The sequence below is a fragment of the Prauserella sediminis genome (assembly GCF_014195435.1).
GTDB classification, from domain to species: Bacteria; Actinomycetota; Actinomycetes; order Mycobacteriales; family Pseudonocardiaceae; genus Prauserella; species Prauserella salsuginis.
In genome coordinates, this window is the sequence record NZ_JACIBS010000001.1 from 2,857,817 (window position 1) to 2,878,598 (window position 20,782).

Here is a 20,782-nt window from a genome sequence, read left to right on the forward strand (position 1 = left end):
TGGCGCATGCCTCGTGTAGCCGCCATCGACTGTGGGACCAACTCGATTCGCCTGCTGGTCGCGGAGCTGACACACCGCCACGACGGCAGTGTCGACCTGCGTGACCTGCACCGGGAGATGAAGGTGGTGCGGCTCGGTCAGGGCGTGGACGCCACCGGCCGACTCGCGCCCGAAGCGCTGGAACGCACCAGGGAGGCGCTGGCCTCGTACACGGTCGCCGCCCGCCGGAAGGGCGCCGAGAAGGTGCGCATGGTGGCCACGTCGGCAACGCGCGACGCGAGCAACCGTGACGAGTTCTTCGCCATGACCCGCGAGGTGCTCGGCGTGGAGGCCGAGGTCATCACCGGGGACGAGGAGGCTCGTCTGTCGTTCACCGGCGCGGTGGGCGAGCAGGACCCGGACGACGGGCCGTTCCTCGTCGTGGACGTCGGCGGCGGATCGACCGAGCTCGTGCTGGGCACATGGGACGGTGCGCAGGCCGAGATCCTGGCCGCCAAGTCGGTCGACATCGGATGCGTCCGACTCACCGAACGGGCGCTGCCGAACGATCCGCCGACGGCCGAGGACGTGGAGGCCGCCCGTGGGGTCGCCCGCCAGGTGCTGGCCGAGGCGTTCGAGCTCGTCGACGTCGCGAAGGCGCAGACGTGGATCGGCGTGGCGGGAACGGTCACCACCCTCTCGGCACTCGCTCAGGACCTGCCGGAGTACGACTCGCATGCCACCCACCTGTCGCTGCTGTCGCACGCCACGATCGACCGGATCACCGCCGAGCTGCTGGCCGTCGACCACGACGCGCGCGCGGCCAGGAAGGTCATCCACCCGGGCAGGGTCGACGTCATCGGCGCGGGTTCGCTCGTGGTGCAGACGCTGGCCGAGGAGCTGCAGGCCCGCGGGGGCCCCGACTCGCTGGTGGTCAGCGAGCACGACATCCTCGACGGCATCGCGCTGTCGCTGGCCTGAGCACCCGGTCGTGGGTGAGCACAAGGAGCGCATGCTCCGCGGCGAGTGGTACCTCGATGAGCCCGAGCTCGCCGACGACCGGCGCCGGTGTCGCAGGCTCGTCGACCGCTTCAACGCCGCAGCCGCGGACGAGGACGCGCTCCGGCGCGGCCTCCTCACCGAGCTGGTCGCGCTGCTCGGTGACGGCGCTGCGGTGGAACAACCGTTCCGTTGCAGCTACGGGACGCAGATCCGCCTCGGTGCCAGCGCCTTCGTCAACAGCGATGCGATCTTCATGGACGATGCGCCGATCACGATCGGGGACGACGTCCGGATCGGCCCGCGTGCACAGCTGCTCACGGCGTTGCATCCGATGGACGACCACGAACGGCGGCGCGCCGGCTGGGAACGGCCCGAGCCGATCACGATCGGCGACAACTCGTGGCTCGGCGGCGGAGTGATCGTCTGTCCCGGCGTGACCATCGGTGAGAACGCGGTCATCGGTGCGGGCAGTGTCGTCGTGCGCGACGTGCCCGGTCACGTGTTCGCGGCCGGGAACCCGGCTCGGGTGATCCGGAGCCTGGACGGCGGCTGACCGGACGCGGCTCGGTGGGACGAGCGTGCACCCCCGCTTCCCGAGTGCCCCCGCTGCCCGAGTGCCGAGAACGGCCCCGCACGCCGTACTCACGCCGACGTGCGGGGCCTGTTCCGCGTCCCGGCGTGGACCCGCGGCGGTGCCACGGGTCCACGCCGCGCCGTCAGCGGTTGGACGCCGACTTCACGAACGCCGCGAGGTCCTTGCCCTGCTGGACCCGTGACTCGGGGTGGACGTACATCATGTGCCCTGCCGGGTAGTACGCCGTTTCGACGTTCTCCCGCAGCTGGTCGGGGATCTGCAGCTGGGCGATGACGTGCTCGGCGGCGTAGTACGGGGTGGCACCGTCGTAGCGACCGAGCGCGACGTGCACCTTCAGGTGCGGATTCTCCCGCATGGCACCGCTGAGCGAGTCGACGACCGACACCGCGCGCCCCTCGAAGTCCGAATAGGACCAGGCGCGGTTCACTTCGGTGGACAGGATCTCGTACGGCAGGTCGCTGCCGTACTCCAACTCGGCGCGCACGTAGTGGTTGAACGCGGCGGAGTAGGCGCCGATGATCCGGGACACCGACGCGTCGTCGCTCATGTGCTCACGCCCGCCGTCGGGCTCCCACGTGGTGAACCGGCCGTCCATGCGCCCGGTGACGAGCCCCTCGTCGCGCAGCAGCTCGGTGAAGAACCGCACGTGCTCGATGCGCAGGTTGACGCGGTCGACGTAGGCCTCCGACAGCCCGGTGAGCTCGGCCAGTTTCGCCACGATCTCGGCGCGCTCGTCGGCGTCGAGGCGGGCACCGCGCTGCAATGCCCACGGCAGGTCGCGGGACGCGAACTCCTCGGCCTCGGCCAGCACGTCCGAGAGCTCGCGGTCGCCGTGTTTGCCGTGGTGATGCGCGATGGCGGCGTAGGTGGGCACGAACAGCGAGTACGGCAGGTCGTTGCCCTCCGTGAACCGGATCGTGCCCATGTCGAGCACGGACGAGATGAGCAGCAGCCCGTTCAGGTACAGGGCGTGGCGGCTCTGCAGGTGCGCAGCGAGCGCTGCCGCGCGCAGGGTGCCGTACGACTCGCCCGCGACGAACTTCGGCGACAGCCACCGCTGATTGCGCGAGGTCCACAGCCGGATCACCTCGCCGACGGATTCCACGTCGGGCGTGAAGCCGTGGTAGTCGGCGGGCTTCTCGCCGTCGACGGCCCGGGAGTATCCGGTCGACACCGGGTCGATGAACACCAGGTCGCTGTGGGTCAGCAGGGTGTCGGGGTTGTCGGCCAGGCCGTACGGCGGCGGCTCCGGGGCGTTCACGTCACCGGCCACAGCGCGCCGCGGGCCGAGCACGCCCAGGTGCAGCCAGATGCTCGACGAGCCGGGACCGCCGTTGAACGCGAACGTCACGGGCCGCGTGGTCGGGTCCGCACCGTCGAGCGTGTAGGCCGTCACGTGGACCTCGGCCTTCGGCTTGTGCCCGTCGAACGTCCCGTCGTTGAGGACTTCCTTGCGCAGCACGATCCGCCCGGTCTGTGCCGTGTAGGCGAGCTTGCGGCGTTTGACGGTGATCGAATGCCGGGTCGTGACGAGGTCGTCGGTCGGTTCGGCCTGCGATTCCGGCGCCGTGGTGTCGGTCTCGGCAGTGCTCTTCGCAGCTGTGTCAGAGGTTTCTGGCATGTCTCCAACCTATGCGTTCACCGCGGCCTGGTGCTCCGAAATTCGCTGTGCCCGACATCGCCGGTGCTGCGAGGATCCTCGGTATGCATCTGGTCATGGTCGGCGTCACCGCGCCGAGTCACGTGTATCCCGGACTCGGGCTGATCGCCGAGCTCGTCGCGAGGGGACATCGGGTGACGTACGTCGTCGGTGACCGGCTGACCGACCTGGTCGCCCCGACGGGCGCCGAGGTGGTCACGCACCCGTCGATCATGCCGACGGCCGACGAGCACTGGCCCGAGGACATGGGCGAGGCGATGCAGGTGTTCCTCGACGACGCGATCACGGCGCTGCCCGTCACGCTCGGCATCGACCGGCCCGATGCCGTGCTCTACGACATCGGCGGGTTCGCGGGCCGCGTCGCCGCCCAGCACTGGGGTGTGCCTGCCGTGCAGCTGTCCACCGCGTACGTCGCGTGGGAGGGCATGGCCGAGGAGATGGCCGAGTTCAACGAGGCGCTCAGGGCGTCACCGTCGGGGGAGAAGTACTACACGACGCTGCGCGCGTGGCTCGACGAGAACGGCATGGACATCGGGGCCGACGAGTTCACCGGAACGCCGCCGTCGTGCGTGGTGCTGATCCCGCGGGTGCTGCAGCCGAACGCCGACTGTGTGGCCGACCGATACGTGTTCGCGGGCCCGTGCGTCGACCCGGCCCGTCGCACCGGCTGGGAACCGGAGCCAGGCGATGAGCGGCCGCTGGTGTACGTCGCGCTGGGCACGAGCTACACCGAACGCCCCGACATCTACCGGGCCTGTATCGACGGGTTGGCCGGCGACTACCGGGTCGTGCTGGCCACGGGAAAGGTCGACCCGGCAGACCTCGGCGAGCTGCCGCCTGGCGTGACGGCCGCTCGCGCGCAGCCGCAGCTGGACGTGCTGGAGCACGCGTCGGTGTTCGTCAGCCACGCGGGGATGGGCAGTGCGGCGGAATCGCTGTGGTTCGGCGTGCCCACGGTCCTCGTGCCGCAGGCCGTCGACCAGTCGGCCAACGCGGGCATGCTCGCCGAGATCGGAGCGGGAATGCTGCCCGAGGAGCCGTGGGACGCGCCGACCCTGCGTGCCGCTGTCGACGCCGCTCGCGGCAAGGCCGACCGCACGCGGGAGCTGCAGGCGCAGGTACGCGCGGGCGGCGGCATCGACCGGGCCGCCGACGCGGTGGAACGGCTGGGTGCGCGGTCGTCGGGCACGAGCGGTTGACGGGTGAGAATGGCGCGTGTGGGACGGACGCTGGCTGAACTGGACGCGGACCTGATCGAATGCCGTGCGTGCCCGCGGCTGGTCGAGTGGCGGGAGCACGTCGCGGCGACCAAACGAGCCGCCTACGCCGACGAGACGTACTGGGGCAGACCGGTCCCAGGGTTCGGTCCTTCGGACGCCGCGCTCGTGATCGTCGGGTTGGCGCCCGCGGCCCACGGCGCCAACCGCACGGGCCGAATGTTCACCGGGGACCGCTCCGGTGACGTGCTGTACCAGGCGTTGTACGACGTCGGTCTCGCGTCGCAGCCGACCGCGACCCATGCCCGCGACGGTCTGGAGCTGTACGGCACCCGGATCACGTCGCCGGTGCACTGCGCGCCGCCCGCCAACAAGCCGACGCCGGCCGAGCGCGACACCTGTGGTGGTTGGCTCGCCGAGGAGCTCGATCTACTCGCGCCGAGCATGCGCTCGATCGTCGTGCTGGGCGCGTTCGGCTGGCAGGCGTTGCTGCCGGTGCTCGCGCGGGCGGGCTGGGAGGTGCCGCGGCCGCGGCCGACGTTCGGCCACGCCGCCCACGTCGAGCTGGCGGGCCCGGCGCCGCTTCACCTGGTCGGCTGCTACCACGTCAGTCAGCAGAACACCTTCACCGGACGGCTCACCCCGGCGATGCTCCGTGACGTCCTGACCAGGGCGAAGGGGCTGGCCGGTCTCGACGGAGGTTGACGTGACCGAACCTGCACCCTCCGGACGCGGCGGAGCCGGTCGGGCAGCGTCGAACTGCTGCCGCGCAGCGTTGAGGTGCCCACCCGGCGGCAGCCGATCGTCGAGGGGCGGCGCTCGGCAGAGACCCGGGAGGTGCGATCCGCGATGACTGCTCCGCGGTGCGAATTGCGCCCGCTCGACGCGCGCAACCTCGCCGACCTGCTGGCCGTCGCCGTCGCCGAGACCGACCCGCTCGAGGTCATGCCGCCGGTTCCCGGAGAGCCGGGCTGGAACGAGACGCGGCGGCAGGCGTTCCGCGAGTTTCACCTGACCAGGTCGATCGAGGCGACGGAACCGGTGGAGCGCACGTACCTCGTCGTGGTCGACGAGAGGGTGGCCGGTGCCGCGCGCATCGAACCGGTCGGCGCCGACGTCGAGATCGGGATGTGGCTGGGGCGGTCGTACCGCGGCCTGAGCCTCGGCAGCACAGTGCTGGCCGAACTGCTGACCGTGGCGCGTGCGACGGGGGCGCGGCGCGTGGTCGCGAGCACCACCACGGCCAACGTCGCGGCTCGGCGACTGCTCGGCGACCGGGGAGCAGTGCTCACCGTCGACGGCTACCGGGTGGAGGCGGTACTGGACCTGTCCGGCGGTGTGTGAGTAGGGGAAGGCATGCCGGAGCCCTTGCGTTCGCCGCATATGACGGTGTAAAGCTCATGTCAACTGAATCGTTTGCGTTAAGGCGGCGACACCGATCACACCTGGCCAACCCGGTTAGTGGGTACTGGCGGTTAGTGGGAAACTTAAGCACATGGCAGTCAAGTCGGAACCGACGAGGATCCTCATCCTCGGCGGCGGATACGTCGGCCTCTACACGGCACTGGGCCTCCAGAAGAAGCTCAGGGCCAACGAGGCGTCCGTGACGATCGTGGATCCGCAGCCGCACATGACCTACCAGCCCTTCCTGCCGGAAGCGGCTGCCGGGTCGATCGAGCCTCGGCATGTGGTGGTGCCGCTGCGCCGGGTGCTCCGACGCTGCCACGTGCTCACCGCACGCGTGAACAAGATCGAGCACGAGCGCAAGACCGTGACGGTCGAGGCCGCCGACGGGCACATCGAGCAGCTCGGCTACGACGTGCTCGTCGTGGCGCTCGGCTCCGTGCCGCGCCTGCTGCCGATCCCCGGCCTCGCCGAGCAGGGCATCGGCATCAAGACGGTCGGCGAGGCCATCTACCTGCGTAACCACGTGCTCACCAAGCTCGACGAGGCGTCCAGCACGCTGGACCCCGACCTGCGCAAGCGCCTGCTGACCTTCACGGTCGTCGGCGGCGGCTTCGCCGGCATCGAGGCGCTGGCCGAGCTCGAGGACATGACGCGGGACGCCTCGAAGTACTACGAGAACATCGACCCCGACGACATCCGCTGGGTGCTCGTTGAGGCCGCCGGGCGGATCCTGCCGGAGGTGCGCGACACCCTCGGAGTGTGGACGGTCGAGCAGCTCGAGAAGCGCGGCATCGAGGTGTACCTGTCGACGGCGGCGAAGTCGTTCGAGAACGGCCACGTCGTGTTGTCCGACGGCACCGAGTTCGACAGCGACACCATCATCTGGACCGCGGGCGTGAAGGCCAACCCGGTGGTCGCCGAGTCCGACCTGCCGACCGACAAGCGCGGCAGGCTCGAGGCGACGGCCGCACTCAACGTGGTGGGCCACCCGGACGTCTGGACCTCCGGCGACGTCTCCGCCGTGCCGGACCTCTCGCGCACCGAGGAGGATCCGACGGCCACGTGCCCGCCGAACGCGCAGCACGCCGTGCGGCAGGCTCGCCACCTGGCGAAGAACATCATCGCCTCGCTGCGCGGCGGCAAGCCGACGGACTACTACCACAAGAACCTGGGTGCGGTCGCCGGTCTCGGCCTGCACAAGGGTGTGGCCGACGCGATGAAGATGAAGATCAAGGGCTTCCCCGCCTGGCTCTTCCACCGCGTCTACCACGTCCACGCGATGCCGACCTTCAACCGCAAGGTCCGCATCCTGCTGGACTGGGCGCTCGGCGGACTGTTCAAGCGCGAGACGATCTCGCTCGGGCAGATCAACAACCCGAAGGAAGAGTTCACTCGGGCGTCCAAGTCCTGACCGCTGCGCGCGGTGTGAACGTCGAATGCGGCCCCGAGGTGAACGACCTCGGGGCCGCATTCGTTGTTCGGTGGTGGGGGTTCACGGCCGTTGCGGGTGCGCAGGGCCTTAAGCTGCTAGGTGCCCCCGTAGCCCAACCGGCAGAGGCAGTCGGCTTAAAACCGATCCAGTGCGGGTTCGAACCCCGTCGGGGGCACTTCGAGGATGGGAACAGTGCTGCCCGACGACATCCTGAGGCTGATCGGCTAGGTCGTCCGGCCGCGGACCGGTAAGGGCCTCGGCGCGTGCCCTCGATGGTGCCCGTCGCCAAGCGGCACACGTGCGCGTGGATGCGTTTGCGGTCCCCTGGGAACACGCTCTCCCATGTTTCGTCCAGGTCGACCCACTTCGATGGCGGCCCAGCCTCACCGCTGAGCGGCACATCACGGCTTATGACACCCCCATAGCTCAGGCGCAGCGTCGGTGCCCAGTCGGCACGGAAGGACCGGACTGCCGCCGCGGCCAGCGCAGACAGTAACTCGGCCGCTACGCCGGTTTCCTCCACGAGTTCACGGGCCGCAGCCGCCCGCGGTGTCTCGCCCGGCTCGACCTTGCCGCTGGGCGGCACCCATGTGCGCACGCGGTCCCGTACGAGCAGGGATGTGGCTGCAGGCCGGGTCGGTGACCCCAGACCTCGGCCGCGAGTGGCTCCGTCGGCGTCCGATGAGCGTGCAGCCACGCCGGTGCGTCATCGCACCCCGCTGCCGCGAGGCCGGCATCGGCGACCGGCGTCCACGGTCAACTGGTCGATCCCGACCAAGGCTGAGCGCGTGTCGCGGCTGCCCTCGGACATTGCGGAGAGCGCCGCCTGGTATTCAGCCCGCAACTGTAGGGCTGTGCTCGACAGACCTGAGATCGTTTGCATCTGCGGCTGCCCGGTTCGCAGACGAGATGCGCGCGGCGAACCGTGATCCAACGTTCGCAGGGTGTCATCGTCGTCGCGCCTGGCGAAACAGACGAGTTGATCAACGATGAGCAGCAGGCTTCGTCAGACGCCCGCCACCTGTGCAAGATCGACCTGGCTGACCGGGTTCCGGGCGTCGACCCGGTGGCTACGTTGGCGAGTCCACGACTAGGGAGATCGCGTATGCCCACGCCGCCGGCAAGCTGATCTCGTTCACTGATCCCCGTCTGATCGGTAGACGTTCGCGGCGCGCTCGTGCTGCGGTGAGCGCACCCGTGTTGTCAGAACAGGGTTGCCGGTTCGACCGGCTCCGGCTCGGGCAACGGGTCGAGGTCGGGCACCAGGGTTCGGACATCGTGGTGGAATCGGCGGGCCAGCATGGGCGCGTCGCGGTTGTCGGGAGTGTGCAGGAAGACCGTGGGTGAGCGGCCCTCGCGTAGCCAGTCGGCTACCACCGTGGTCCACGGCTCCCAGCCCGCGATCGTCTCGTCGACCGCGTCCCTGCCGAGGTAGCGCACGATCGGCCGGTCGGTCAGCGCGCGTGTTCGCCGCGGCAGCCGTGGTTTCTGGCTCCACGCTTCCCGTTCGGCGTCACTGGTCGGCGGGCTGCGGAACAGCAGGGTCGTGTCGAAGGGGACCCACTCGGCGTTCGCGCCCGTGAGCGTGGCCTCGAGTCGGGAGGCTGCGTCGGCGTCGGTGAAGAACACGGGATCTCGCACCTCGACCGCACGCGGGAGGTCGGGCGGGAGCCTGCGCAGGAACCGGCCGAGCGCGTCGAGCGCAGGCGGGCCGAACGACCGCGGCAGCTGTGTCCACAGCACCGCGCGCTCGCCCAGCGGTTCGATCGCGTCGAGGAACGCGCGCATCTCGGCCTCGACGCCGGCGAACCTGCGCTCGTGCGTGGCGATCTTCGGCAGTTTCAGCACGAACCGGAAGTCGGAGTCGGTTTGGGCCGCCCAACCCGCGACGGCGTCGCGCGTGGGCGTGGCGTAAAAGGTGGTGTTGCCCTCGACCGCGTTGCACCAGCCGGCGTAGGCACGCAGGCGTCGCGCGGCCGGCAACGACGGCGGCACGAACCGGCCCTGCCAGGCCTGGTGTGTCCACATCGCACAGCCGACATGAAGACGTGCCACCCGATCAGCTCCCTTCGACCGTCATCGACGCCGCCACCCGTCGATGACTACGCGCTATGCCTGTCGCCCCGCGCTCAGTGCCAGCCGAGTGCCGGCGCCACGTGGGTGAGGATGCTGCCGAGGATATGCGCGTTGTAGTCGACCCCGAGCTGGTTGGGCACGGTGACGAGCAGCGTGTCGGCGGCAGCGATCGCCTCGTCCTCGGCCAGCCGCTTGACGAGCACGTCCGGCTCACCGGCGTACGAGCGCCCGAAGACGGCGCGGGTGCCCGCATCGAGGTAGCCGACCTTGTCCTCGGACTCGCCTGCATCGCCGAAGTACATGTCGTCGAGGTCGCTGACGATGGGGAAGATGCTGCGGCTGACCGAGACTCGCGGTGTGCGTTCGTGTCCTGCCGCGTGCCACGCCTCGCGGTAGGCCTCGATCTGTTTGCGTTGCTGGACGTGCAGCGGCTCGCCGCTCTCGTCGTCCTTGAGCGTCGAGCTCTGCAGGTTCATGCCGAGCCGTGCCGCCCACTCCGCCGTGGCGTTGGAGCCCGAGCCCCACCAGACGCGCTCGCGCAGGCCGTCCGAATGCGGCTCGACGCGCAGCAGACCGGGCGGGTTGGGGAACATGGGGCGCGGGTGTGGCCGCGCGAAGCCCTTGCCCTCGAGGGTCGAGAGCAGCGTCTCGGTGTGCTCGCGGGCCATGTCCGCGTCGCTCGCGCCCTCCCGGGGCTCGAAGCCGAAGTAGCGCCAGCCGTCGACGACCTGCTCGGGCGACCCGCGGCTGATGCCGAGCTGCAGCCGCCCGCCCGCGATGAGGTCGGCGGAGCCGGCGTCCTCGGCTGTGTAGAGCGGATTCTCGTAGCGCATGTCGATCACGCCGGTGCCGATCTCGATGCGGCTCGTGCGCGCGCCGATCGCGGCCAGCAGCGGAAACGGCGACGAGTGCTGCCTCGCGAAGTGGTGGACGCGGAAGTAGGCGCCGTCGGCCCCGAGCTCCTCCGCCGCGACGGCGAGCTCGATCGCCTGAAGCAACGCGTCCGAGGCCGAGCGTGTCTGCGAGTGCGGCGCGTCGGACCAGTGGCCGAAAGACAGGAACCCGATCTTCTTCACTCCGGGTGCAACGCCGCACGACGAGATTTGTTCCGCCGCACGGCGACGGCCTCGCGGCGTTCAGGCCTGGAACGCCCGATCCGGGCCGGTCATGACGAACCCGGATCGGACGACCTGGAGAGGGGCGGATACGGCGTCTACCGTCACAGTGCAGGTGAGGAGTCCCTTGTCGGCGCTGTCTCCATTCGTTGCAGACCCGACTCGGGGCACCGGCGAAGTCGCTCCCGAGTCGGGGCGGCGCCACAACTCGTGCCCACCGCGCCGGGGCCGGCGTTGTCGTGATGATCGGCCCGTTCCGCACGATGGGCCGCGACGCTCTGTTCTCGGGCGCTCTGTTCTCGGGCGCTCTAGTTCTCGGACGCTCTAGTTCTCGGGCACGGTCGTGGGTGTCCGGAGCGGTGACGACGACCCCGGAACACCCACGACCGCGGCCCGTTACCACACCTGGTCGAGCACCCTCAGGATGTTGCCGCCGAGCACCTTCGCGATCTCGTCGTCCGAGTAGTCGTGCGCGACGAGCCATCCGGTGATGTGGTGGAACTCCTCGGCGGGGTTCTCGATGCCGTCGACGTACTCGACCTTGTCGAACTCGGGGCCGTCGTGCGCCGCGGAGATCGACAGGTGCTTGGCGAACGTGTCGTGGAGGCCGACGTGGTCGCCGAAGAGTGTGTCCGGCCCGAACGCCACGTGGTCGATGCCGACGAGGTCGACACAGTAGGTGAAGTGCTCCATGAACGCATCGAGGTTGTGGGCCGGATGGTTGGTGCTCATGGTGGTGTGCGGCGCCGCCTCGATGCCGATCACGCCGCCACGCTCCGCGCAGGCGATGATCACGTCGTCGGGCTTCATACGCTTGGTGGGCCACACCGAGCGAGCTCCCGCGTGAGTGATGAAGATCGGTGCCTTCGACGCCTTGATCGTGTCCATGCTCGTGCGGTCGCCGGAGTGCGACACGTCGATGGCGATGCCGAGTTTGTTCATGCGCTGCACGGCCTTCTCACCGAAATAGGTGAGCCCGCCGTCGTGACGTTCCCGCAACCCGGTGCCCAGGGTGTTGGACTCGCTGTAGGCGATACCCGACTGACGTACGCCGAACCCGTAGAGCACGTCGAGGCGGTCGACCTCGTTCTGGATCGGCGTCGCCGCCTCGAGCGCGGGCACGAGCGCGATCTGGCCGTTCGCGCGCGCTGCCGCGATGTCGCTGACGCGCTCGGCCCTGATCACGAAGTCCTGCTTCGCGATATCGGAGTAGCGCATGCCCAGATCGACGAGCACGTCCTCCCACTTCCACCCCATCTGCGAGGTGATGCAGCAGGTGCCGTCCATGAAGTTCTCGAAGACGGCGTCGATACCGGACAGCGAAAGACCCTCGTAGCCGGTGTGGTGCCTGCCGGTGCGGTTGTAGTCGAAGGTCTCGGTGATGTCCTCGGGAAACACGCTGGTGTGGTCGTGCAGCGAGATCACGGTGTTGTCTGCCAGCAGCTGTGCGACCCGGCTTCGCTGCGCATCCGAGAGCTCAGGTCCTCGTGAGGGAACCCGGCCGATCTCCTTCGCCAGCGTGAACTCGCGATAGTCCTCACCGGGGGTGAGGTGGTCGAAAGATCGGTAGCCCTGATAACGCAAAGGCTGCGCACCGCTCTTCTGTGACATGTGGATGTTCTCCTTCCAGGGGTAGCCGGCTCAGGCCGTGGTGACGGCCCCGTGGTCCTCGGGGGGTCGAGTGGGGTTGTCGAAGAAGAGCGTCAGGTCGTCGGGGCGCATCGGCTTGGTCGCGAGCGAGCCGATGATCATGCCCGCGAAGCCGGCGGCCACGCCGGGAACGATCGGTTCGACGACGGGACTGCCGAGCACGTACCAGGCCAGGCACGTGCCGAAGCCCGCAACCATCGCGCAGACGGCACCGACGCGGGTGGCCCGCCGCCAGTACAGCCCCAGCAGGATCGGGGCCGTGACCGTGCTGCCGAGCAGCGCGGCGTAGCTGAGGACGACGAACTGAACGATGTCGAGTTCCTGCAGCGTGAGCAGCACCGGGAGGGCGCCGATCACGAGAGTCGCCCAGCGGTTGATGCGTGTCCGCTCCCGTTCGGACGTGCCCGGCCGGATCAGGGCGGTGTAGATGTCATGCGAGATCGCCGGTCCCGCCACGAGCAGCACGGAGTCCACTGTGCTCAGTACGGCCATGACGACCGCGGTGAGCAGCAGCGCGCCGACGAACGGGGGAAGTACCTCGGACGACAGCACGGTCGACGCCGCGTCGGCGATGGAAAGGTTCGGGTACAGCACCCGCATGACCATTCCTGCGACGCCGATGCAGATCCCGGTGAGCAGCACGAAGAACAGTGCAACCCCGGATGCCCGGCGGCATGTGCGGTCGTCGGGCATCGCATAGAACCGCAGCAGCAGATACGGCGCGCACAGTGCGGCCAACCCGAATCCCAGCCAGAAGCCGCCGATCTCCCTCCAGCCGAAGCTCCAGCCGATGAAGTCAGGCGCGATCGCGGGCAGCGATTCCGTGAGCGCCGAGAACCCGCCGGCGTGGCTGATGAGCAGCGGCAGGCCGACGACGATGCCGATGGCCATCATGATCTGCTGCAGGAAGTCGGTGCGGATCACCGCGGTCATGCCGCCGATCACCGTGTATGCCACGACGAGGACCATCAGGATCACCGCACCCCAGTAGAACGGGATACCGAACGCGGTCTCGAGGATGACGCCGCCCGCCTGATACTGCGCCGACATGAACACGAGATAGGACAGGACCAGCAGCACGGAGATCACGGCGCGGGGGATCTTGCCGCCGAAGCGGTCGGCGATGAAGTCCGGGAAGGTCAGGGCGTTGCGCTCGTGTGCGTACCGGCGTAGCCGCGGCGCGATGACGTACGCGGCGATCAGGAACGCGACCCAGATACCCGCCCAGCCCCACATGAACGACGCGCCGGTGAGGTAGTGGATCCCGACGGTGCCGACGAAGGTGCCCGCGCTCATCTGGGTGGCGGCGATGCTGGCGCCACCGGCCCACGCGCCGACCTTGCGGCCCGCCACGAAGTAGTCCTCCTCGCCGCTGCTGGCGCGATACGACCGCCAGCCTTCGAACACGAGCACGATGAGGAAGCCGGTCAGCAGCAGGAGGAATGCGGTGCGGAAATCCATCACCGATCACCGCCGTCGCGGTCGCGGTCGGCTGTCTTCCGGGGTCTCCGGCCGGCGAGCGCGACGCTGAGGATCGTGAGTACGATTCCGGCGATGACGGCCGTGTCGAACGGCACGCCGAACGGGGTGATCAGGGTTGCGGATGCGAGCGCGTTCATCTGCGGACACGCTCCTTTCGGAAGCTGTGGTAAGCCCAGGCGATGATGACGACGGTGACGAGCACGAGGCCGACCGTCGACGACCAGAACCCGATCGAGGCCCGTGAGGTGTTCCCGTACTCCGCGACCAGCACGGACGGGAGCGAATGGCCGCGGTGGTGTAGCACGGTCCGATCGTCATCGGAGGTGCCGGAGTTGTACGACGGCAGGGAATCACCGGTCAGCCGCATTCCCGGCGGCAGCGTGATCTCGATGTTCACGTTCGCGGTGCGGGCGGTTGCGATGTCGGGGATCGCCAGTGGCAGGCCGTGTTCGCCGTCCGCGCGCCGTACGCGTTGCTCCACTGTGTACTCCGAGGTTCCCGCGGGAAGCGTGGCGTCGGCGCGGATCCCGTTCGTCGGACCCAGCTCGGTCAGCCCACTCACCGCGGTGAGTTCCGTGATCTCGGCGTTGTCTCGGGGGAGCAGGAGCAGCGTGACCGGCGTCGCCTCGGTCGTGGGTTCGCCGAGCTCGTAGGTCGCGCGCAGGACATCGTCGGCGCCGTCGTTCATCGTGACCGAGACGTCCGCACGCGTGAGGGTGGTCGTCGCGGATTCCTCCTGGGCGGCCGCCGGTGAGGCGATACCGAGCATCGCGCCGACGGCGAACACCACGGGTATGACGGTTCTTCTCGTCATGCGGTGACCTCCATGGGGTGTTCCGCTTCGCGCAGCAGGCCGGTGTCGACGACGTCGTCGGCGAGTGCGGGTGGGCGGGGGTAGGCGCGCCTGCTGTGGGACAGGCCCATGCGGTGCAGCGTTTGCGCATGGTGGATCGCGGCGCGGATCGGGTTGATCACGGGCACGCCGAGTTCCGCCGTCAGCCGCTCGGCCGCGCCGAGGAAGCCCATGCTCATGCAGCCGAGGACGAGGGTGTCGGCCTCGCCGGCGGCGAGGGCGTTCGCGCATTCGGAGCGCAACGCCGCGTAAGCCGCATCGTGGTCGGAGTTGAGGGCGAGAACCGACAGCTCCACGGAGCGAACCTCGTGGAGTGCGTCGAGGACGCCGGTCTCCCACGCGATCCGGCGCAGGAGCGGGCGGACACCGTCGGCGACGGTGACGACCGTGAACCGGTGGCCCAGCGTGCAGGCCAGCGACATCGCCGCGGCTGCGGGCCCGACAACCGGCGAGCTGGCGATCTCACGCAGGCCGTCGAGTCCGGGATCGCCGAAGCAGCCGAGCACGACGGCATCGGCCCCGTCGTGTTCGGCGCGTCGCAGTGCGGTGCCCATCGCCGGAACGGCCAGATATTCCTCGTAGGCGGACTCGACCGAGGCCGGGCCCCGGTCGACGGCGGTCACGGTGATGCGAGTGTCGTCGCCCGCCCACTGCTTGAGCAGGTCGGCGCGGCGTCGCATCTCGGTTTCGCCGAGCGGTGTCACGTGCATCGGCGCTGGGAGCAGGTAGGTCAGCTGCATCGGACCTCCAGGATGGTCTGGACCGGCTCATTCGAGCGTGAACGGCCGGTAGGCGCGCTTGTGGTTCTCCAGTTCGAGCGCCACGTCGATGGAGCGGATGCCGGGCAGTGCGCCCAGCACCCGTGTGGTGAAGGTGTAGATCTCCGAGGGCTGCGGGAGGATGACCTCGCACACGAGGTCGGCCGAGCCTGCGGTCGCGGACACGTACCGCACCTCGGGCCGGGCCGCCACGAGCTGGGCGACCTCGTCGAGGCGATCGGCGGCCACGCGGAGCCAGAGCAACAGCTCGGTGCGGAAACCGAGCGTCGTGGGCGAGACGAGCGTGCTGAACACGAGGGCGCGCTCGGCCACGAGCCGTTCCACGCGCCGGCGTACGCCGGTCTCGCCGAGCGTGAGCGTTTTCGCGATGTCGCGGTACGGGCGTCTGCCGTCCTCCGCGAGCACCGCGAGGAGGCGACGGTCGACGTCGTCGAGCTCCACTCCGTTCGGGGCGTCCGTGGTGCCCGGCTCCGGTGAGTGATCGACATCGCCGAGCAGGTCGCGACTCCAGTCGTGGCGCATCGTGAAGTTCTTGGTGATCAGCGCCGATGACGAGCGATGTACGCCTGGTAGTGCTCCCAGCTCGTCGATCAGTGTCGTGACCAGTTGGTGCTGGGACGGCACGATCAGTTCGGTCACGACGTCCCAATCGCCGGTCGTGATGGTGAGAAACCGCGTGTCGGTGCGTTCGGCCAGAGTGTCGACGACGTGCCGCACGGAGTCGGGGGCGCAGGCGAGCTGCACCAGCACGGGTTGCCCGAGTCCGCAGACGAGCGGATCCGCGACGCCGACCACGTGCACGGTGCCGTCGTCGAGCAGTCGGCCACCCCGGCGCGATGCCGTGCTCTCCGTGGTGCCCGCCAGTTTGGCGACGTCGGCCCACGAGCTGCGGCCATCCAGTTGCAGCGCCGCGACGATACGGCGGTCGAGGTCGCTGAGTTCCGGCACGTTGAGTTCCTCCGCGGGTGCACACCCAGCCTTAGGTTCTGGGCGATTCAGGCCTGATTTGGATGAACGTACGTGATTGGGGCTCATATGTACATATCTATGCATGAGATCGGCCTGTGACGCGCGGTTGTGCCGAAGTGTGCGGCGGTACGAGGTGGCCGGGTGCGCCGTGACCGAGTGCGCCGTGACCGAATGCGCCGTGACCGAGTGCGTCACTTCCAGGCGAGTTGCGCACGGATGTCGGTGAGGCCCCGGCAGTGCCGCTGCCTTCGACGTCTCCGGCGCACGGGCGCGCGCCCGTATCGATCGCCGCGACGGATACGCCCCGGCTGTCGGCGTCGCAGTTGACTGTTCGCTTTGCAAACGATTAGTTTTTCTTGAAACGTTTCAACGACGAGGCGGGTGGAAATGCTCAATCGCAGGCAGTTCATCTACGGCGGAGCGTTGACGGGGATCGCGGTGGTCGGCGGTGCGGCGCTGCCCGCGCAGGCGGCGCAGGGGGTGGCTCCGGGCGGTGGGCCGGGTTCGCTCAGCTGGCCCGCATTCGATCGCGAAACACGACCGTGGACCCGCTGGTGGTGGCTGGGCAGTGCAGTCACCGAGGACGGTCTTCGCGAGGAACTCGATCAGCTCGCGGGCAACGGTTTCGGCGGAGTCGAGATCCAACCCATCTACGAATCCCAGGGCGACGAGGATCGGATCCGCTGGTACCTGAGTCGCGAATGGTTCACCGCTCTGGACACCGCGCTCCGGTCGGCGGCGGAGCGTGACCTGGGTGTCGACCTGACCTCCGGTTCCGGCTGGACTTTCGGCGGGCCGTGGATGGACGTGCGGCACAGCGCCGGTCGTGCTCTCGTCGAACACTGGGAGCTGCGGGGCGGGCAGCGGCTCGACGAGCCGGTGAAAACGATTCATCCGCCGCATCCGGATCTGGTCGACGAGGAGCGACTGTCGCGCCCGGACCTGCGCCCGCCGATGCCGCCCATTCCCGAGCCGGACCTTGCCGCGCTCGTGGCTCGCGAGGTCGAGACCGGCGACACCGTGGATCTGACCGCGCGCGTGGACGAGAACCGGAAGCTGGACTGGACCGCCCCGCCCGGCCACTGGACTCTCACCGGTGTGTTCAACGGCTGGGTCCTCAAGCGGGTCGAACGAGCCGGACCCGGCGGTAAGGGCCTGATGGCGGACTACTTCGACGACAGCGCGATCCGGCGCCATCTGGACCACTTCGGCGACGCGGTCGGTGACCGCAACGGGATCCGCGCGCTGTTCCACGACTCCTTCGAATTGGGCGGAATCGATTGGACTCCGACAGCGCTGCGGGACTTCGCCCGACTCCGCGGCTACGACCTCACGCCGCACCTGCCGGAGCTCTTCGATGAGCACGCCGCGCCCGAGAAACGGGCCCGGCTGTTGACAGATGTCCGGGAGACCTTCTCCGATCTGTTCCTCGAGCGTTTCGCGCGGCCGTTCACCGAGTTCAGCGGGAAGCGCGACTGGCTCACCCGGAATCAGGCACACGGCTCGCCCGCGAACCTGCTCGACATCTATGGTGCGGCAGACATTCCGGAGACCGAGTACACCGGCGGTGAGAACATCCCGATTCCGGGGCTGCGGCACGGCGCCGGTCCCCAGGATCCCGTTCCGCTGGTGGCGCATGGCGTCCTCGGCCGCCCACCTGAACGGCGGCAAGCTCGTCGGCGCGGAGACGGTCACCTGGCGCGACGAGCACCATCACGTGTCGTTGTCCCAGGTGAAGCCCGCCGTCGACATCCTGTTCGCCGCCGGGATCAACCACGTGGTGTTCCACGGCACCACGTACTCGCCGCAGGAAGCCCCGTGGCCGGGCGTCAACTTCTACGCGGCCACCCAGCTGCGACCGGAGAACCCGTGGTGGCGGTACGTCTCCGAGCTGACCGGATACATCACGCGCTGCCAGTCGATCCTGCAGCACGGCCGGCACGGCAACGACGTGCTCGTGTACTGGCCGCAGCACGACGTGTGGGCCACGCCGAACGGCGGCGGTATGCGGGAGCAGGACGGCGAGCTGACCCCGGACTATCACTGGGACGGCGAAGGCTGGATGTATCCGCATCCGAGCGGCGCCGACGAGGTCGTCGGTGGTCTGGAGCGCAGCGGCTGGCAGTTCGACTGGGTGTCCGACCGGCAGTTGGCCGAGTTCGACGGCCGCCGTGGCGGTGTCTCCAATGGACGGTCCGGTTATGCGGCTGTCGTTGTTCCCGGCGCCGAGTTGATGCCGGTGGGCACGCTAGCGAAGCTTCACGAGCTCGCCGCCGCCGGAGCGACGGTGATCTTCGTGGGCGCACCGCCCCGAGACGTTCCCGGCTTGGGCGGGCTCGACGAGCGTCGCAACAGGCTGCGGGATTTGACCGCCGCGCTGACTGCGGGTACGGACTCCCGTGGGACGCGCCGGGTGGGCGCGGGCCGGGTCGTGGTCACCGATCGCGGCGGTGTGGACGATGTGCTCGCCGATGCCGGCGCGGTGCGCGAACCGTTGGCCGACGCGGGTCTGCACGTGGTGCGTCGGTTCCACGACGACGGCGCGGACTACTTCGTGGCCAACCTGACCGCGGAACCGGTCCGTGGCTGGCACACGCTCGGAACCACGGCGGAGTCGGTAGCCGCGCTCGATCCGCTGCGAGACGAACGTGGCCGCGCCCGGCACCGGCGTGCGGGGCAGGGAAGCCAGGTGCAGGTGTCGCTCGACCCCGGCGAGAGCATCGTCCTCAGAGCGTTCGAGCGGCAGCGCATCAGCGCACCCGGTTACCGCACGTCGAGCCCCACCGGAGAGCGCCGCGACCTCCGCGGCCGGTGGTCCCTGGAGTTCCTGGACGGCGGTCCGGACCTCCCACGTCGGCGCATGCTGGACGAACTCGTGTCGTGGACCGAGCTGGGCGGACCGGAAGCGGCGTTCTCGGGAACCGCGCGGTACTCGCTGACGTTCACGCTGGCGCCCGAGCACGCGAAACGTTCCTGGGCGCTGGACCTCGGCACCGTGCGGGAGACGGCGCGGGTGACGGTGAACGGCACCGAGGTCGGCGTCGCGTGGGCGATCCCGTTCCGGATTCCGCTCGGGGAGGCGCTCCGGCCCGGTGAGAACGTGTTGGAGATCGAGGTGACGAACCTCGCGGCGAACCGGGTCCGGGCGATGGCGCGGGGCGGGACGCTGCCCGACGACTACTTCATGAGCTGGCGGACCACGCCGCCTGCGGAGTGGGACGTGCAGCCGTCCGGGCTGCTCGGCCCGGTGCGGCTGGTCGAGGTCGAGGGGTGAGGTCGCGAACACCCGACAACCCACAGTCCGGAAAACCCGTCGCACGTGCCCGGCGCGCCGGGTACGGTCGCGCCTCGTTGCCGCCGGGCCGGCGAGCCCGTCGCGGTGGCCGTCCGCTGATCCCACGGTGAAAGTAGGTTTCGTCCATGGCGTGTCGTATGGGTGAGCTCGTGCTCGACTGCCGCGACCCCGAGTTGCTGGCGCGGTTCTGGTGCGAGGTTCTCGACTTCGTCGAGCTCGGCCGCGAGTATCCCGACGACGTCGACGGCTACGCCATCGAGATCGGCCCGCGCGAAGGTTTCGGCGGTCCGCAGCCGACCATCATCCTGCGCACCGGTGAGCCGGCCGAGGCGAAGTCCAACCTGCACATCGACCTCAACCCCACCGACCGTGACCCCGACGCCGAACTCGAACGGCTCCTGGAGCTCGGCGCGCGGCAGGCCGACATCGGCCAGAACGGCGGGGAGCCGTGGAACGTGCTCGCCGATCCCGAAGGCAACACCTTCTGCCTGCTCAAGGCTCGCATCGACCCGCTCTGACGACCGCGGGTCCCGGCAGGTCCCGGTGTTCCTGCGTGTCTATCGGGGCCGGTAGGCACGCAGGAACACCTTCACGCCTGCCGTGACGATCGCGTCGCGTTCCGCGTCGTCGATGGGCAGGGCGCCGTAGTAGGTGCGGCCCTGTATCTCACTCCCGACCAGCGCGACGAAGTGCCGGGCCGCGCGGTGGGCGTCGTCGATCTCCAGCAGACCACGTTCACCCAGTTCGGCCAGCCGTCGCGCGAGGTCTCCCTGTACGGGCCCCGGCCCGGTCTCCTGCCACGACCGCAGCACGTCGTCCGGGACGTGCCCGATCTCGGCCTGAATCTGCCGCACCAGGGCGAAATGTGCGCCGAACCGCGGCATCACGGTCGTGAAGGCGCGGCCGAGTGCGATCAGGTCCGCCTCCAGGTCGACGATCTTGCCGAGGTGCCGCTCGAGGTCGGCGAGTTGCACCTCGCGAACCTGCTCCGCGCTTTCCAGGATGACCGCGCGGAACAGCTCCTTCTTGTCGGCGAAGTGGTTGTAGATGGTGCGGGTCGACACCTCGGCCTCGCCGGCGATCGCGCCGATGCTGGCGCGGCTGTAGCCGTCACGTCCGAACACCTGGCGGGCGCCGTTGAGGATGGCCTGCCGCTTCGCCGCTCCGCGTTGCGGTTCGTTTTCCCTGCTCAAAGCACACTCCCATCAGATAAGTACAACGACTATTGCACCTAGTGCAATACATGTTGTACTTTACCAGTTGTCAGCATC

The 20,782-nt window shown here is 69.1% G+C and carries 18 protein-coding genes, 1 tRNA gene and 2 pseudogenes; 10 read left to right on the forward strand and 11 right to left on the reverse strand.

Going from position 1 to position 20,782, the window contains the following annotated elements; all coding sequences use genetic code 11:
- Window positions 1–6 precede the first annotated feature (6 nt).
- Both FB384_RS13010 and FB384_RS13015 read left to right on the forward strand, forming a co-directional pair.
- A complete protein-coding gene (locus FB384_RS13010) occupies window positions 7–960 on the forward strand; it encodes a Ppx/GppA phosphatase family protein (protein ID WP_183783044.1) in 954 nt (317 codons plus the stop codon).
- 10 nt (window positions 961–970) lie between these two features.
- The gene (locus tag FB384_RS13015) at window positions 971–1,534 is read left to right on the forward strand and encodes a sugar O-acetyltransferase (protein WP_323985221.1); all 564 of its coding nucleotides are present in this window, start codon (window positions 971–973) and stop codon (window positions 1,532–1,534) included.
- A gap of 163 nt (window positions 1,535–1,697) precedes the next feature.
- On the opposite strand, the gene FB384_RS13020 is transcribed toward FB384_RS13015, so the two are convergent.
- Window positions 1,698–3,197: a S10 family peptidase gene (locus tag FB384_RS13020; protein ID WP_183783046.1), complete on the reverse strand. Its 1,500-nt coding sequence runs from the start codon at window positions 3,195–3,197 to the stop codon at window positions 1,698–1,700.
- Between the two features lie 83 nt (window positions 3,198–3,280).
- Here FB384_RS13020 and FB384_RS13025 point away from each other — a divergent pair, with 83 nt between their 5' ends.
- From FB384_RS13025 to FB384_RS13045, 5 genes are all read left to right on the forward strand, one after another.
- Window positions 3,281–4,435, forward strand: coding sequence for a macrolide family glycosyltransferase (locus FB384_RS13025; protein ID WP_228726013.1), 1,155 nt, complete (start codon window positions 3,281–3,283; stop codon window positions 4,433–4,435).
- A 9-nt stretch (window positions 4,436–4,444) separates the two neighbouring features.
- The gene (locus FB384_RS13030; RefSeq protein ID WP_183783048.1) at window positions 4,445–5,158 is read left to right on the forward strand and encodes a uracil-DNA glycosylase; all 714 of its coding nucleotides are present in this window, start codon (window positions 4,445–4,447) and stop codon (window positions 5,156–5,158) included.
- 144 nt (window positions 5,159–5,302) lie between these two features.
- Window positions 5,303–5,797 (forward strand): GNAT family N-acetyltransferase, encoded by a 495-nt coding sequence (locus tag FB384_RS13035; RefSeq protein WP_183783050.1) that lies wholly within the window; start codon window positions 5,303–5,305, stop codon window positions 5,795–5,797.
- Between the two features lie 151 nt (window positions 5,798–5,948).
- Window positions 5,949–7,271 (forward strand): NAD(P)/FAD-dependent oxidoreductase, encoded by a 1,323-nt coding sequence (locus FB384_RS13040; protein WP_183783052.1) that lies wholly within the window; start codon window positions 5,949–5,951, stop codon window positions 7,269–7,271.
- Window positions 7,272–7,393: 122 nt separating this feature from the next.
- Window positions 7,394–7,467: transfer RNA gene (locus FB384_RS13045), tRNA-Leu, on the forward strand.
- A 315-nt stretch (window positions 7,468–7,782) separates the two neighbouring features.
- On the opposite strand, the pseudogene FB384_RS27500 reads toward FB384_RS13045, so the two are convergent.
- The 9 genes and pseudogenes from FB384_RS27500 to FB384_RS13090 form a co-directional block, all read right to left on the reverse strand.
- A pseudogene (locus FB384_RS27500) lies at window positions 7,783–7,989 on the reverse strand (NUDIX domain-containing protein); the annotation flags it as partial.
- 506 nt (window positions 7,990–8,495) lie between these two features.
- Window positions 8,496–9,320: a DUF72 domain-containing protein gene (locus tag FB384_RS13055; RefSeq protein ID WP_183785455.1), complete on the reverse strand. Its 825-nt coding sequence runs from the start codon at window positions 9,318–9,320 to the stop codon at window positions 8,496–8,498.
- Window positions 9,321–9,421: 101 nt separating this feature from the next.
- Window positions 9,422–10,444: an LLM class flavin-dependent oxidoreductase gene (locus FB384_RS13060; RefSeq protein WP_183783054.1), complete on the reverse strand. Its 1,023-nt coding sequence runs from the start codon at window positions 10,442–10,444 to the stop codon at window positions 9,422–9,424.
- A gap of 435 nt (window positions 10,445–10,879) precedes the next feature.
- Window positions 10,880–12,094: a dipeptidase gene (locus tag FB384_RS13065; RefSeq protein WP_183783055.1), complete on the reverse strand. Its 1,215-nt coding sequence runs from the start codon at window positions 12,092–12,094 to the stop codon at window positions 10,880–10,882.
- A gap of 30 nt (window positions 12,095–12,124) precedes the next feature.
- A complete protein-coding gene (locus tag FB384_RS13070; protein WP_183783057.1) occupies window positions 12,125–13,594 on the reverse strand; it encodes a sodium:solute symporter family protein in 1,470 nt (489 codons plus the stop codon).
- Window positions 13,594–13,752 (reverse strand): hypothetical protein, encoded by a 159-nt coding sequence (locus tag FB384_RS13075; protein WP_183783059.1) that lies wholly within the window; start codon window positions 13,750–13,752, stop codon window positions 13,594–13,596. The genes FB384_RS13070 and FB384_RS13075 overlap by 1 nt, the downstream gene beginning before the upstream one ends.
- Entirely contained in the window at window positions 13,749–14,429 is a 681-nt protein-coding gene (locus FB384_RS13080; protein WP_183783060.1) for a hypothetical protein, read from the reverse strand. Before FB384_RS13080 ends, FB384_RS13075 begins: the two co-directional genes overlap by 4 nt.
- On the reverse strand, window positions 14,426–15,208 hold the full coding sequence (locus FB384_RS13085; RefSeq protein ID WP_183783067.1) for an aspartate/glutamate racemase family protein: 783 nt from the start codon (window positions 15,206–15,208) through the stop codon (window positions 14,426–14,428). The genes FB384_RS13080 and FB384_RS13085 overlap by 4 nt, the downstream gene beginning before the upstream one ends.
- Before the next feature lie 27 nt (window positions 15,209–15,235).
- The gene (locus FB384_RS13090) at window positions 15,236–16,195 is read right to left on the reverse strand and encodes an Lrp/AsnC family transcriptional regulator (RefSeq protein WP_183783069.1); all 960 of its coding nucleotides are present in this window, start codon (window positions 16,193–16,195) and stop codon (window positions 15,236–15,238) included.
- Window positions 16,196–16,603: 408 nt separating this feature from the next.
- Here FB384_RS13090 and FB384_RS27505 point away from each other — a divergent pair.
- From FB384_RS27505 to FB384_RS13105, 3 genes and pseudogenes are all read left to right on the forward strand, one after another.
- Window positions 16,604–17,677 (forward strand): annotated as a pseudogene (locus tag FB384_RS27505) (glycosyl hydrolase); the annotation flags it as partial.
- Window positions 17,678–17,852: 175 nt separating this feature from the next.
- On the forward strand, window positions 17,853–19,490 hold the full coding sequence (locus tag FB384_RS13100) for a glycosyl hydrolase (RefSeq protein WP_183783070.1): 1,638 nt from the start codon (window positions 17,853–17,855) through the stop codon (window positions 19,488–19,490).
- A gap of 146 nt (window positions 19,491–19,636) precedes the next feature.
- Window positions 19,637–20,029: a VOC family protein gene (locus FB384_RS13105; protein ID WP_183783071.1), complete on the forward strand. Its 393-nt coding sequence runs from the start codon at window positions 19,637–19,639 to the stop codon at window positions 20,027–20,029.
- A 39-nt stretch (window positions 20,030–20,068) separates the two neighbouring features.
- Here the strand turns inward: FB384_RS13105 and FB384_RS13110 are convergent, their stop codons facing one another.
- Entirely contained in the window at window positions 20,069–20,704 is a 636-nt protein-coding gene (locus FB384_RS13110; protein ID WP_183783072.1) for a TetR/AcrR family transcriptional regulator, read from the reverse strand.
- Window positions 20,705–20,782: the final 78 nt, after the last annotated feature.